The sequence below is a fragment of the Cryobacterium sandaracinum genome, assembly GCF_004403415.1.
Classification (GTDB): domain Bacteria; phylum Actinomycetota; class Actinomycetes; order Actinomycetales; family Microbacteriaceae; genus Cryobacterium; species Cryobacterium sandaracinum.
Window position 1 is genome coordinate 146,529 of the sequence record NZ_SOGO01000006.1, and the last position, 13,886, is coordinate 160,414.

The window sequence follows — 13,886 nt, forward strand, 5'->3', positions numbered from 1 at the left end:
CGCAGTGACGCTGCGTACTATTGATTCACTGGGGCAGCTCGGCGGAAAGCGCGTCATCGTCCGTTGTGACCTGAATGTGCCGTTGCAAGACGGTCAGATCACCGACGATGGGCGTGTCCGGGCATCCTTGCCCACCATCAAGGCCCTCATCGAGCAGGGCGCGCGAGTTGTGATCGTGTCGCACCTCGGTCGCCCGAAGGGCGCACCGGAAGCCAAGTACAGCCTGGCTCCCGTTGCCGACCGTCTCGGCGAGCTCCTGGGCGCGGACGTGGCATTCGCCACGGACACGGTCGGGGCGTCGGCTCAGGCTGCCGTTGCCGCCCTCACCGACGGTGACGTGGTTGTTCTCGAGAACCTCCGCTTCAACGCGGGGGAGACCGCCAAGGACGACGCCGAGCGCGGCGCCTTCGCCACGGAGCTTTCCGCTCTGGGCGATGTGCTCGTCTCGGATGGCTTTGGCGTCGTGCACCGCAAGCAGGCCAGTGTGTACGACCTCGCCGGGATCCTTCCCAGCGCGGCCGGCCTCCTGATCGCCGCTGAGCTCGAAGTCCTGGACCGCCTCACCGAGAAGCCCGAAGCGCCGTACGCGGTCGTGCTGGGCGGCTCGAAGGTGTCCGACAAGCTCGGCGTCATCGGGCACCTGCTGCCCCGCGTCAACTCGCTGCTCATCGGCGGCGGCATGGCGTACACGTTCCTCGCCGCTCAGGGCCACAAGGTGGGCGCAAGCCTGCTGGAGGCCGACCAGATCGAAACCGTTCGCGGTTACCTTCAGGAAGCGGAGCGACTGGGCGTGCGGATCGTGCTGCCGACGGATATCGTCGTTGCCTCCAAGTTTGGGGCAGACGCCGAAGTGGGGGTCACCCCGGCCGACGCGATCGAGAGCACCACGTTCGGTGCCTCCGGTCTCGGTCTGGACATCGGACCGGAGACCGGTGCGGCGTTCGCCGACATCATCCGGTCGTCGAAGACGGTCTTCTGGAACGGCCCGATGGGCGTGTTCGAGTTGGCGCCGTTCGCGGAGGGCACCCGTGCGGTGGCCGGCGCGCTGACCGAGGTCGACGGCCTGAGTGTCGTCGGTGGTGGAGATTCGGCCGCGGCCGTGCGCATCCTCGGTTTCACCGATGACCAGTTCGGTCACATTTCTACCGGCGGCGGCGCGAGCCTCGAGTTCCTCGAGGGTAAGCGCCTGCCAGGACTGGAGGTCCTCGGATGGCAGTAAACGAACACCCACGACGCACTCCGCTGATTGCCGGAAACTGGAAGATGAACCTGGACCACCTCCAGGCCATCGCGTTCGTCCAGAAACTCGCCTGGAATCTCAAGGATGCGAAGCACGATGTCGCAGCGGTCGAGGTCGCGGTGTTCCCACCGTTTACCGACCTCCGCTCCGTGCAGACGCTCGTCTCCGCTGACAAGCTCCCGATCGTCTTCGGCGGCCAGGACGTGTCGGCCCAGGATTCGGGCGCGTTCACCGGTGAAATCTCCGGCGCGTTCCTCGCGCAGCTCGAGTGCAAGTATGTGTTGATCGGTCACTCCGAGCGCCGCACACTGCACGCCGAGACTGACGAGATCGTCTCGGCGAAGGTCACGGCAGCGCTCAAGCACAACCTGGTTCCGATCATCTGCGTCGGCGAGTCTGCCGCGGACCTGGAATTGCACGGCCCGAGCGCCGTACCGGTCGCCCAGTTGCGCGCGGCCCTGGCCGGCGTGACCAACGCGGCCGACTTCGTCGTCGCCTACGAGCCCGTCTGGGCGATCGGTTCCGGCAAGGCGGCAACGCCGGAGCAGGCCGAGCAGGTGGCGGCGCAACTGCGTCTCGTGCTCACGGAGACGCTGGGCCAGGATGTGGCCGACAAGACCCGTATCCTGTACGGCGGTTCCGTGAAGGGTTCGAATATCGCGGGCTTCATGCGTGAGCCGAACGTGGACGGCGCCCTGGTGGGCGGCGCCAGCCTGGATATCGACGAATTCTCGAGCATCGTCCGGTTCCAGCAGCAGGTCGGTCTGTAACAAGACAACTGCACCACATCTGCTGTCTCAACTCGGCAGCAGGCCTCGAAGCAGCCCATCGGCCCCCAACAGGGGGTCGGTGGGCTGGTTCGTGAGTCAGGCTATGATTATCACTGATCTTGATGGGCTTTTTGGGCCCATCGCACTGTGAAAGGTTTTTGCGTGGAGATTCTCCAGGTTGTGCTGCAGGTGTTGCTCGGAATTACGAGTCTCCTGTTGACCATGCTCATTTTGCTTCACAAGGGGCGTGGTGGCGGTCTGTCCGACATGTTCGGCGGAGGTGTCACTTCCAACCTCGGTGCGTCCGGTGTGGCGGAACGCAACCTCAACCGCATCACCGTCATCCTGGGGTTGCTCTGGATTACCTGCATCGTAATCCTGGGACTCCTCACCAAGTTCGACACGGGGCTTTAGCCTCCCGTTTCACAGTTTCGACGAGCTCTAGCTCAACCGGTCAATCGGCTACAACGCCCTTTTCAAGCGGAGGAACATAATGGCATCTGGTGGCAGCGCAATCAGAGGATCCCGGGTCGGTGCCGGCCCCATGGGCGAGCAGGACCGCGGTTTTCACGCGGACCGCATCAAGGTGTCCTACTGGGACGCCCTCGGCAACGAGACCGTGCGTTACTTCGCGGCAAACCTCCCCGATGACGAGATTCCGGTGACCATCGACTGCCCGTCGTCGGGGCTCCCGGCCGGGCGGGACAAAGAGAACCCGCCGTCGGTGGTCAAGCTTGAACCGTACAAGACGCACCTTGCCTACGTGAAGGAACGCCGCACCGAGGAAGAGGCAGAATCGCTCCTCGAAGAAGCGTTGGAGCAGTTGCGCGTGCGCCGGGGCAAGCTGTCCGCGACGAACTGACGTTTGGACGCGCACGCCTGTCGTTCACTGAGAAAGGCCCCGACTCCGGTCGGGGCCTTTCTCGGTGTGCGGGTCTGCCCGAGCGGGTGACTGTTCTAGAACGTCGACGCGGTGAGGTTCTCGGGGACCTCCGCAGCGGCCTCCCGGTCGACGAAGAAGTTCGTGTACCGGCGGCCCTTGATGCCCGCCACGGGCACTTCGTCGCGGCTGGCGCCGGCTAGGGCGAGACCGAGCGCCGATGCCTTGTCCGGCCCGGCCAGCACCATCCACACGCACCGTGAGGAGTTCAGGGCCGGTCGGCTGAGGCTGAGCCGCTCCGCCGGGGGCTTGGGAGAGTTGCGCACGGCGAGCACGCTCTTGCTATGTTCGCGGATGCCGGCCTGGTGCGGGAATAGGGAGGCGACGTGGCCGTCCGGCCCGACGCCGAGGAAGGTGATGTCGAAGCGCGGCAGGTCGGTTCCCTCGATCGAGGCGGACTCGAGCAACGCGGCGTAGCTCTCGACTGCGGTGTCGAGGTCGACTCCTTCGTCCGAGGCGGCGAAGGGGTGGATGTTCGCCTCCGGGATCTGGATGTGGTCGAGTAGCGCGGTGCGAGCCTGGCGCTCGTTGCGGTCGGGGTGCTCCTTGGGCACCCAGCGCTCGTCACCCCACCAGAACGTGACCAGGCCCCAGTCGATGGTGTCGCGGGCCGCGGAGGCGTTGACAGCTTCCAAGACCTCGATCGCGACGCTGCCGCCGGCCAGGACCACGTTGACTTCTCCCTGTTCGTGCAGGAGGTCCACGGTCGTTGTGATGAATCGGGCCGCCACCGAGGCGGCCAGGGCCGCGCGATCGGTGTGCACAAGTACGCGTCGTTCGTTGGTCACGGTCGTCCTTCGTTGTGTTCTGCGACCACATCGTCAAGGTGCGGTAGGCCGCGCGTGATGACCTCACCATACAGCTCATCGGGGTCGAGGCGGCGCAGCTCGTCGCTGAGGCAGTCCCGCAGGCTCCGCCGCTTGAGGGTGAGGTCCTGAACGGGCTGGCCGGGCTGGGTGAGTCTGGCGATGTCGGGCACTTCTCGTTCGAGCGAGATGAGCCCGGCGGAGCGCGTCAGGTGCACACTCCGGATGCCGTGGGACAGCGGCCCCGTAGTGAACTCGTAGTCCACCGAGACCTGCAGCTGCAGAGCGAGCCAGGCGGCGAGGAGTGTCGTGGACGGCGAGTCCGCGGCACCGGTGACCTGCACGGCGGTCACAGGCAGGTAGGGCGGCTGGTCGAGGACCGCCGCCAGCTGGGCGCGCCAGAGGGTGAGGCGGGTCCAGGCGAAGTCCGTGTCGCCGGGACGGTATGAACCGCAGAGGTGATGAAGCGCGGCCTGCGGGTCGGGCTGCGCGGAAGCATCCGTGATGCGCCGGTGGGCGATGCGCCCGAGGGGCGAATCCGCTGGCACAGTGGGCGCCACACCGGGCCACCAGGCCACGACGGGGGCGTCGGGCAGGAGCAGACCGGTGACTAGGCTTTCCGGGTCGCTGGCGGCCTCACCGTAGGCGCGCAGCACGATGACCTCGCTGGCGCCCGCGTCCCCGCCGACACGGATTTCCGCGTCGACGCGGGGGGCGAGTGGGGAGGCCGTGTCATCCTGGTCCATCGTCGACAGCACGATCACGCGCATAGGGTGTTCCCTGGACGCGTCGTTCGCGGCCTCGATGGCCTCCTCCTCGCGGCCCATGGTGGACGCGATGATGAGCGTAAGCACGCGGCCGAGGGCCACCGCGCCGCCTTCTTCGCGGATGCGCACCAGGGCCTTGGAGATCTTGGAGGTGGTCGTGTTGGGCAGATCGACGATCATGGGCGTCTCCAATGTCGGCCGTCGCGGGACAGCAGTTCGTCGGCCGAGACCGGACCCCAGGTTCCCGGCCGGTATTGCTCGGGCTGGCCCTGCTTCGCCCAGAACTCCTCGATCGGGTCGAGGATCTTCCACGACAGCTCGACCTCCTCGTGCCGGGGAAAGAGCGGCGGGTCGCCCAGGAGCACGTCGAGGATGAGCCGCTCATAGGCCTCGGGGCTGGCCTCGGTGAAGGCGTGGCCGTAGCCGAAGTCCATCGTCACGTCGCGCACCTGCATGCCGGCACCGGGCACCTTGGAACCGAAACGGATGGTGACGCCTTCGTCGGGCTGCACCCGGATGACCAGGGCGTTCTCGCCCAACGGTGCGGAGTTTCCCTTGCCGAAGAGGTGCTGGGGAGCTCGTTTGAACACCACGGCGATCTCGGTGACCCGGCGGCCCAGACGCTTGCCCGCACGCAGGTAGAAGGGCACCCCTGACCACCGGCGGTTCTCAATGGTCAGCCGCAGCGCGGCATACGTTTCGGTGAGGGATTCGGGGTCCATCCCGTCCTCGTCCAGAAACCCCACGACCTTCTCGCCGCCCTGCCAACCGCCGGCATACTGGCCGCGGGCCGTGCCACGGGCGAGGTCGTCGGGAAGCCGGACGGAGGCGAGAACCTTCTCTTTCTCCGTGCGCAGGTCGGCAGCGTCGAAGGAGATTGGTTCCTCCATGGCGGTTAGCGCTAGAAGCTGCAGCAGGTGGTTCTGGATGACGTCCCGGGCTGCGCCGATGCCGTCGTAGTAGCCGGCCCGACCGCCCACGCCGATGTCCTCGGCCATGGTGATCTGCACGTGGTCGACGTAGTTGGCGTTCCAGATCGGTTCGTACAACTGGTTCGCGAAGCGGAGGGCCAGAATGTTTTGCACCGTCTCCTTGCCCAGGTAATGGTCGATGCGGAAGACCGAGTCGGGCGGGAAGACCGACTCGACCACGGCGTTGAGTTCGCGCGCGGTCTGCAGGTCACTGCCGAACGGCTTCTCGATCACGACCCGCCGCCACTGCCCGTCCGTCTGATCGGCCAGGCCCGAGCGGCGCAGCTGCTCCGTGACCTGCGGGAATGCCTTCGGCGGGATCGACAGGTAGAACGCATGGTTGCCCATCGTCCCGCGCTCCCGATCGAGTTGCGCGATGGTGTCCTTGAGCAGTTGGAACGACGCGGCGTCGTCGAACGACCCCGGCACGAAACGGATGCCCTCGGCCAGCTGAGTCCAGACGTCCTCGTTGAACTCGGTGCGCGCGTACTCCTTGACCGAGTCGTGCACGACTTTCATGAAGTCCTCGTTGGTCCAGTCGCGGCGTGCGAATCCGACGAGCGCGAAACCCGGCGGAAGCAGGCCGCGGTTGGCGAGGTCATAGACGGCCGGCATGAGTTTCTTCCGCGACAGGTCACCGGTGACGCCGAAGATCACCAAGCTGCTGGGCCCGGCGATGCGATTCAGACGGTAGTCGTTTGGTGAACGCAGTGGATTGAACTCCGGGGTGATTTCCACCGGGGACATGCAGCTCCTTCGAGATGTGGCGGTCGAGCACGTTGTTCGGCGCCGGCCCGCGGGCCGGCGCCGAACGGGTTAGCGCAGTGCGTCGAACAGGGTGGCGATGTTCATGGCCGGGTCGGTCAGCGTCAGCGTCAGTACGGGGCGACCGTGGTCCGCCAGCACGCTGGCGTCACCGCTGGCTTGGGCCAGGATTAGTTCCCCGAACGTGAAGGGGCGCTCCGGGATGTCGAGGTCGACGTCCGGGGTGGTGAGGATCTGCAGGAACACTCCGGTGGCCGGTCCGCCCTTGTGCAGCTGGCCGGTGGAGTGCAGGAACCGCGGTCCCCAGCCGAACGTGACCGGGCGCTTGGCCAGTGCGGCCAGCAGATCACGGATTTCGGCGAGCTGGGGCAGTTCCAGCCGGTTGACGTAGGCCTGCACGGAGATGTAGCCGTCCGTGCCCAGCTCCTCGATCAGGGCATCGATAGCGGAGGGCAGATCGCTGGCGGCGCCGATCACGTGCGCGGTGCCGCGGATCTCGATTCCGTCCGTGATGAACGCGGCGGGGACCGGTTCGGGACGGGCGTCGAGGAGACCGCGGGTCGCGTTTTTGGCGGCCTCGACATCCGGCTGGTCGAACGGGTTGATGCCCAGCAAGCGGCCGGCGACGGCGGTGGCATACTCCCAGACGAGGAACTGCGCGCCGAGGGTGCCGCTGATCCGGATCTCGTCGTGTCCGCCGTTATCGGAGAACACGTCGCGGCCGGCGTCGGAGACCAGGCGAACAACCTGCAGGTCAGGCAGGTCCAGGGTCAGCTCGGGGGCATCCAGGTCGAGCACGACGGGAAGGATGCCGATGCCCTGTTTGCCGGTGGATTCGGCGATCAGCTGTTCGGCCCAGTCGGCGAAACCGACGATGTGGGTGCCATCCTCGACGATTGCCAGCTTGTCGCGGCGCGGGGTGGTCGCGGCGATGGCCGCACCCAGGATGAGCCCCGGGTTCTCGGCGGTGTCCACGGCAAGGGAAAGCGAAACGGCCTCGGCCTCGTCGAGCAGCTCGGCGATGTCCACGCCGGCAAGGCCGGACGGAACGAGTCCGAACGCAGTCAACACCGAGAAACGTCCACCGACCGTGGGGTCCGCGTTGAAGACGCGGTAGCCCACGGAACGGGCATCCGCGTCGAGGGGGGAGCCAGGGTCGGTCACGATGATGATGCGCTCGACCGGGTCGATGCCGGCCTCGCGGAAGGCGCGCTCGAAGACACGGCGCTGACTGTCGGTCTCGACCGTGGAGCCGGACTTCGACGACACCACGAGCGCGGTGGCGGCCAGGTTCTCGCCGAGGGCCGCGAGGACCTGACCGGGGTCGGTGGAGTCGAGCACGGTGAGGTTCACGCCGGCGGTGCGGGTGATGACCTCGGGGGCCAACGACGAGCCACCCATGCCGGTGAGGGCGATACGGGTGACTCCGCCGGCCCGCAGGGAGTCGCGCAGGGCAAGGATCTCCGCGACCAGCGGACGGGAATCCGTAACGGACTCGGTCCAGCCGAGTCGCTTCGCGGCTTCGGCTTCGGCTTCGGGGCCCCAGAGGGCCGGGTCAAGGGCGGTGATCCCGGATGCGACGAGGTCGGCCACCAGGGTCGGGACGGTGGTGCGAACGGCCTCGGCCGCCGCGCCGCTCACGGAGATGTGGAAGCTCACAGTGCGGCCCCGTTCTTGGTCGTCGTGGCGGTCTCGAGGGCAGCGGTCACGGTCTCGAGGAGTTCATTCCACGAGACGATGAACTTGGCCACGCCTTCGGCCTCGAGTACCTGGGTGACGTCGTTGTACGAGACACCCTCGTTCGCGAGTGCGTCGAGAACCAGGTTGGCTTCGTCGTACGCGCCGGTGATGGAGTTCGCGGGGATGACGCCGTGGTCGAGTGTGGCCTCGAGGGTCTTCTCCGGCATGGTGTTGACGACCTCGGGCGCGACCAGGTTGGTCACATACAGGGTGTCGGGGAGGCTGGGGTCCTTGACGCCGGTGGAGGCCCAGAGGGGGCGTTGCTTGTTGGCTCCGGCGCTGATCAGGCCGCGGGCGCGTTCGGTGGAGAAGGCTTCCTCGTAGACCTGATAGGCGAGCTGGGCGTTCGCGACGCCGGCCTTGCTCTTGAGCGCAAGCGCGGCTGTCGTCCCGATGACCTCAAGGCGGGTGTTGATCTCGGTGTCGACCCGCGAGACGAAGAACGACGCAACGGAGTGGATCACGCTGAGGTCGAGGCCGGCCGCCTTGGCCTTCTCCAGGCCGGACAGGTACGCGTTGATGACCTGGCGGTGACGTTCGAGGCTGAAGATCAGGGTGACGTTGACGCTGATGCCGAGGGCGATCGTCGCGGTGATCGCCTCGAGACCTTCCACCGTTGCGGGGATCTTAATCATGGCGTTGGGTCGATTGACCTTCGCCCACAGTTCCTGGGCCTGCGTGACCGTGCCGGCCGCGTCGTGGGCCAGCCCGGGCTCGACCTCGATCGACACGCGCCCGTCGACGCCGCGGGTGCGATCGTAAACCGGGCGGAAGATATCGCTGGCCGCGGTCACATCGTCGGTGGTGATCTCGAACACGGCGTCGTGCACGCTGGTGCCGGCGGCGGCAAGAGCGGCCACCTGCTCCGCGTACGCCTCGCCCTTGCTGAGGGCGCCGGCGAAGATCGTCGGGTTGGTGGTCACGCCGACGATGTTCTTCGTGTCGATCAGGTTCGCCAGGCCGCCGGAAGCGATGCGTTCCCGGGACAGGTCGTCCAGCCAAATGCTGACGCCGGCCAATGACAGCTCGGCTAGGGGAGTGTTCTCAGTCATATTTCGTATCTCCTTGGAATGCAGGGTATTCAGGTGTGTGGTGTCGCGGCGCAGCGGGTTCAGTGCGCGGCGAGAGATTCCTTGGCGGCGGCGACGACGGCATCCGTCGTGATGCCGAATTCACGGAACAGGGTCTTGTAATCGGCCGACGCACCGAAGTGCTCGATCGAGACGCTGCGGCCACGGTCGCCGACGTACTTGTCCCAGGTCAACGCTATGCCCGCCTCGACGGATACCCGGGCGGTGATCGATGCGGGCAGGACAGCCTCGCGGTACTCGGCGCTCTGCTCCCGGAACCATTCGAGGCTGGGGGCCGACACGACGCGCGCGCTGATGCCTTCGGCCTGGAGCTGCTCGCGGGCCGCCAGGGCCAGCTGCACCTCGGAGCCGGTGCCGATCAGGATCACATCAGGTGTGCCGCCCGCAGCCTCAGCGAGCACGTAGGCGCCCCGGGCCACGTTTCGGGCGGATGCGAGCACGTCGCCGGTGGCGTCGCCCTCGCCGCGCTCGAACACGGGAATGTTCTGGCGGGTCAGCACGATGCCGGCCGGTCCCTGGCGGCGCTCGAGGATCGTCTTCCACGCCCAGGACACCTCGTTGGCGTCGCCGGGGCGCACCACATCGAGTCCGGGGATGGCGCGCAGGGTCGCGAGCTGCTCGATCGGCTGGTGGGTGGGGCCGTCTTCGCCGAGGGCGACGGAGTCGTGGGTCCAGACGAAGATCGAGGGGGCCTGCATCAGCGCGGCCAGGCGGATGGCCGGTCGCATGTAGTCGCTGAAGATCAGGAAGGTGCCGCCGAAGGGGCGGGTGTTCCCATGCAGCACGATGCCGTTCAGGATGGCGGCCATGGCGTGTTCGCGAATGCCGAAGTGCAGCACGCGGCCGTAGGGGTTGCCGGTCCATTCATTGGTGGAGTGCTCGCTCGGAATGAAGGAGGCAGCACCGCCGATGGTGGTGTTGTTCGATTCTGCGAGGTCGGCGGAGCCACCCCACAGCTCGGGGATGACCTTGCCGAGCGCGGTGAGGACCTTGCCGGACGCGGCACGGGTCGATACCTCCGTGCCGGCGGGGAAGACGGGCAGGGCCGCCTCGACGCCGTCGGGCAGGTCGCCGGAGAGCACCCGATCGAGTAGGTTCTTGCGCTCAGGGTTGGCGGTCGCCCAGGCCTCGAACTCGACGTTCCAGGCGGAGTGGGCGACGGCCCCGCGGTCCACGGCCTGTCGGGTGTGCGCGATGACCTCGTCGGCGACCTCGAAGGCCTGCGCGGGGTCGAAACCGAGGACCGTTTTGACGGCGGCCAGCTCCTCGGCGCCGAGCGCCGAGCCGTGGATCTTGCCCGTGTTCTGCTTCTTCGGGCTGGGCCAGCCGATGATGGTCTTCAGGATGATCAGCGACGGCTTGTCGGTGACTGCCTGGGCCGCCTCGATCGCGTCGTGGAGTGCGGCGATGTCCTCGACGTAGGCGCCGGTCTGCTTCCAGTCGACTGTCTGCACGTGCCAGTCGTAGGCCGAATAGCGGGCCGCGACATCCTCGGTGAATGCGATGTTGGTGTCGTCCTCGATGGAGATCTGGTTGCTGTCGTAGATCGCGATCAGGTTGCCGAGCTGCTGGTGGCCGGCGAGGGAGGAGGCCTCGCTCGTGATGCCTTCCTGCAGGTCGCCGTCGCCGACGATCACGTACACGAAGTGATCGAACGGGCTCGTGCCGACCGACGCCTCCGGGTCGAACAGTCCGCGCTCGAAGCGGGAGGCGTAGGCGAAGCCGACGGCGGAGGCCAGACCCTGGCCCAGAGGACCGGTCGTGATCTCGACCCCGTCGGTGTGGCCGTACTCCGGGTGCCCGGGCGTCTTGGAACCCCAGGTGCGCAGAGCCTTCAGATCTTCGAGCTCGAGTCCGTAGCCACCGAGGTACAACTGCACGTACTGGGTGAGCGAGCTGTGGCCGACCGAGAGAATGAAACGGTCCCGACCGATCCACTCGTTGTCGGACGGGTCACGCCGCATCACCTTCTGGAACAGGAGGTAGGCCGCGGGAGCGAGGCTCATGGCGGTACCGGGATGCCCGTTCCCGACCTTCTCCACGGCATCGGCCGCGAGGAGGCGCGCGGTGTCGACCGCCTTGCTGTCAATTGAATCCCACTGCAGTGCTGCCACTTGGTATTGACCCTTCTGAAGACAGGGGAGAAGGTTGCTGAGAACCCGCACCCGCTATTGTGCGCGCCCGAGGACATCAGCGTCATCACGGTGTCGCAGCAGATGCCCGGTTCCGGTGGATCAGCATGCATGCACCGAGATTGGCGAGCACCCCCAGTATAGGCAACGCCGGTTCGGACCCGTGATGTGTCGTCTCGTGACGCACCCCGGGCGGCCCGTCGACGGTTTCGGTTCCGACAGTTCGCCTAGAATCACAGTCACTGTCACCAGCGTTGGAGGAGCTTTGCCCGGAGCCGCCGAAACCCACATCCTGAGCGCCCCACGCACGCTCCGGCGCACGGCAAGGGCCTACCTCTCGCTGACCAAGCCGCGGGTCGTGGAACTGCTCCTGGTGGTTACCGCTCCCACGATGATCCTGGCCGAACAGGGCATCCCGAGCCTGTGGCTGGTCGTGGCAACCCTGATCGGCGGTTCGCTTAGCGCCGGCTCTGCCGGGGCGTTCAACTGCTACATCGACCGGGACATCGACCGGCTGATGAAGCGTACCCAGAATCGCCCGCTCGTCACGGGGGAACTCACCGACCGGCAGGCCCTGGTGTTCGCCTGGCTGGTCGGTCTGGCATCGATTCTCTGGCTGCTGACCTTCACGAACTGGCTCGCCGCGGCCCTGTCGCTGGGCGCCATCCTGCTCTATGTCGTCTTCTACACGATGGTCCTGAAACGCCGCACGGCCCAGAACATCGTCTGGGGCGGCATCGCGGGCTGCATGCCCGTGCTCATCGGCTGGGCCGCCGTGACCGGCGACCTGTCATGGCCGCCCTTCGTCCTGTTCCTGATCATCTTCCTGTGGACGCCGCCGCACTACTGGCCGCTTTCCATGAAATACCGTGACGACTATCAGGCCGCCGGGGTGCCGATGCTCGCCGTCGTGCGCGGCCGCAGCCAGGTGGGCCTACAGGTCATCCTGTACGCCTGGGCGACCGTCGCCTGCTCGCTCCTGCTCGTACCGATCGCGGACATGGGCCTGCTGTACCTTTTTGTGGCCCTGGTGACCGGCGCCTGGTTCATCTCCGAGACGCACCGGCTGTACGGCCTGGCGATCCGTCACGTGGAGGTGTCGCCGATGCGCCTCTTCCACGGTTCGATCGCCTATCTCACCCTGTTGTTCCTGGCCGTCGGAGTTGATCCGCTGCTCCCGTTCTAGCCCGCAGCTCTCGTTCGACACCGGGCACGGCGTTCGGGCCGTGATGATCACAACTAAACGACGAGGACTTACGTCGCTACCGGCGACCGACCAGGTCGGGGGTGGTCGCTCTGGGGGACACCCGCACGTCCACCGGTGTGCTGAGGTTCAGGACGAGCGCGGTCAGGATGGCCACGAGCACGCAGGAGAGCACCATGTGGATGCCGACCAACCCGGCAGGGAGCCCCGTGTTGGACTGGATCAGGCCGACGCCGACCTGCATGGCCTCGACGAGCAGAAGGAGAAGGGCCCAGCCCTGCGTCGGCAGAGCGCGCGAGAAGGCCACGACGAGGAGAACCACGGTGAGGGCAACGGTGACGTAGGCCGGCCAGCTGTGCACGTGCTGCAGGATTTCGGGGTCAAGGCCCGTGCGGGGAGCATCCGCGTCCCCGGCGTGCGGGCCCGAGCCGGTGGTGAGAATGCCGACGAGGATCGTGACGAACACGACCGCGCTCGTGGCATACGCCAGCGTCCGATACCAGACCGGAACCGCGAGGGTGCGCCGCACCCGGCCGGTGTAGACCCGGTGCACGAAGACGGTGCACAGCAGGACCAGGATCACGGAGATCACGAAGTGGATGCCGACCACATAGGGGTTCAGCTGGGCAAGAACGCTGATGCCGCCGATAACGGCCTGCGCGGGGATGCCCAACCCCGCGAGCAGGGCGACCCAGAACAGGTCGGGGCGTTCCTTGCGGAGGCGCACCACGGCGAGGAAGGCCGCGATCGCGACCAGGCCGAGGGCAACTCCGAGCAGGCGATTGCCGAATTCGATGTAGCCGTGGATGCCCATCTCGGGCGTGTTGACCACTGAGTCCGCGGTGCACTTGGGCCAGGTGGGGCAACCGAGGCCCGAGCTGGTCAGGCGCACCAGGCCTCCCGTCCCGACCAGCAGAATCTGGGCGGCGAGGTAGATCCACGCGATCACACGCACACGCCTGTCAATCCTGGTCGGCAACCACGCCGTAATTCGATTCACCGGTTCTGCTCCCTCTTCGATGACCACATGTGAAAACGCCGGATCGCACTGCTGAACCCGTCGCCAGCCTGTAGAATTAAGTGTTTCATGGCCGGGAACGTTGCGGTTGCCACAACCGCGGCGCGCGTCGTCCTTAAACATCTTAGGTACGCAACGTAGCCGCCCACACAACCGATCCCTGACTGGGTCTCCGCTGGAGGCCATTCTGGGAACGACCGGACTAATATCCGGGTTGCCGGGGTGGCAGAAGAGGTAAATATGTCTGACGTCCTTCTTGACCGCCCCGAACTTGCGGGGCTCGGTGTCTACGAGTTCGGGTGGTCCGACTCCGATGCTGCTGGTGCCTCCGCTCGCCGCGGGATTTCGCCGGAGGTGGTGACCGATATCTCCAATCTCAAGGGCGAGCCTGAGTGGATGCTGCAGCGTCGCCTCAAGGCCCTCGAGTTGTTTGAGCGCAAGC

General features: G+C 66.5%; 12 protein-coding genes and 1 pseudogene. 6 read left to right on the forward strand and 7 right to left on the reverse strand.

Going from position 1 to position 13,886, the window contains the following annotated elements:
• Positions 1-4: 4 nt before the first annotated feature.
• The 4 genes from E3T25_RS00840 (at position 5) to E3T25_RS00855 (ending at position 2,872) form a co-directional block, all read left to right on the forward strand.
• Complete coding sequence (locus E3T25_RS00840) at positions 5-1,219, forward strand: phosphoglycerate kinase (protein WP_134371571.1); 1,215 nt, start codon at positions 5-7, stop codon at positions 1,217-1,219.
• Complete coding sequence (tpiA, locus tag E3T25_RS00845) at positions 1,210-2,010, forward strand: triose-phosphate isomerase (protein WP_134371573.1); 801 nt, start codon at positions 1,210-1,212, stop codon at positions 2,008-2,010. The genes E3T25_RS00840 and tpiA overlap by 10 nt, the downstream gene beginning before the upstream one ends.
• 162 nt (positions 2,011-2,172) lie before the next feature.
• Positions 2,173-2,424 carry a preprotein translocase subunit SecG gene (gene secG, locus E3T25_RS00850; protein WP_104100555.1) on the forward strand — a complete coding sequence of 84 codons (252 nt, stop codon included), beginning with the start codon at positions 2,173-2,175 and terminating at the stop codon, positions 2,422-2,424.
• Positions 2,425-2,503: 79 nt separating this feature from the next.
• Positions 2,504-2,872 (forward strand): RNA polymerase-binding protein RbpA, encoded by a 369-nt coding sequence (locus tag E3T25_RS00855; RefSeq protein WP_134342442.1) that lies wholly within the window; start codon positions 2,504-2,506, stop codon positions 2,870-2,872.
• Positions 2,873-2,967: 95 nt separating this feature from the next.
• Here the strand turns inward: E3T25_RS00855 and pgl are convergent, their stop codons facing one another.
• The 6 genes from pgl to tkt all read right to left on the reverse strand — a co-directional run bounded on the left by pgl (position 2,968) and on the right by tkt (position 11,204).
• Positions 2,968-3,738, reverse strand: coding sequence for a 6-phosphogluconolactonase (gene pgl, locus E3T25_RS00860; protein ID WP_134371575.1), 771 nt, complete (start codon positions 3,736-3,738; stop codon positions 2,968-2,970).
• Entirely contained in the window at positions 3,735-4,703 is a 969-nt protein-coding gene (locus tag E3T25_RS00865; protein ID WP_104100558.1) for a glucose-6-phosphate dehydrogenase assembly protein OpcA, read from the reverse strand. Before E3T25_RS00865 ends, pgl begins: the two co-directional genes overlap by 4 nt.
• Positions 4,700-6,241: a glucose-6-phosphate dehydrogenase gene (zwf, locus tag E3T25_RS00870; RefSeq protein WP_134371577.1), complete on the reverse strand. Its 1,542-nt coding sequence runs from the start codon at positions 6,239-6,241 to the stop codon at positions 4,700-4,702. The genes E3T25_RS00865 and zwf overlap by 4 nt, the downstream gene beginning before the upstream one ends.
• Positions 6,242-6,310: 69 nt before the next feature.
• Entirely contained in the window at positions 6,311-7,918 is a 1,608-nt protein-coding gene (locus E3T25_RS00875; protein WP_104100560.1) for a glucose-6-phosphate isomerase, read from the reverse strand.
• On the reverse strand, positions 7,915-9,051 hold the full coding sequence (gene tal, locus E3T25_RS00880; protein WP_134371579.1) for a transaldolase: 1,137 nt from the start codon (positions 9,049-9,051) through the stop codon (positions 7,915-7,917). Before tal ends, E3T25_RS00875 begins: the two co-directional genes overlap by 4 nt.
• Before the next feature lie 59 nt (positions 9,052-9,110).
• Complete coding sequence (gene tkt / locus E3T25_RS00885) at positions 9,111-11,204, reverse strand: transketolase (RefSeq protein WP_134371581.1); 2,094 nt, start codon at positions 11,202-11,204, stop codon at positions 9,111-9,113.
• Positions 11,205-11,487: 283 nt separating this feature from the next.
• Here tkt and E3T25_RS00890 point away from each other — a divergent pair, with 283 nt between their 5' ends.
• Positions 11,488-12,408 carry a heme o synthase gene (locus tag E3T25_RS00890; RefSeq protein ID WP_241980497.1) on the forward strand — a complete coding sequence of 307 codons (921 nt, stop codon included), beginning with the start codon at positions 11,488-11,490 and terminating at the stop codon, positions 12,406-12,408.
• A gap of 76 nt (positions 12,409-12,484) precedes the next feature.
• Here the strand turns inward: E3T25_RS00890 and E3T25_RS00895 are convergent, their stop codons facing one another.
• Positions 12,485-13,375 carry a COX15/CtaA family protein gene (locus E3T25_RS00895; RefSeq protein WP_241977349.1) on the reverse strand — a complete coding sequence of 297 codons (891 nt, stop codon included), beginning with the start codon at positions 13,373-13,375 and terminating at the stop codon, positions 12,485-12,487.
• A 309-nt stretch (positions 13,376-13,684) separates the two neighbouring features.
• Here E3T25_RS00895 and E3T25_RS00900 point away from each other — a divergent pair.
• A pseudogene (locus E3T25_RS00900) lies at positions 13,685-13,886 on the forward strand (Fe-S cluster assembly protein SufB); the annotation flags it as partial.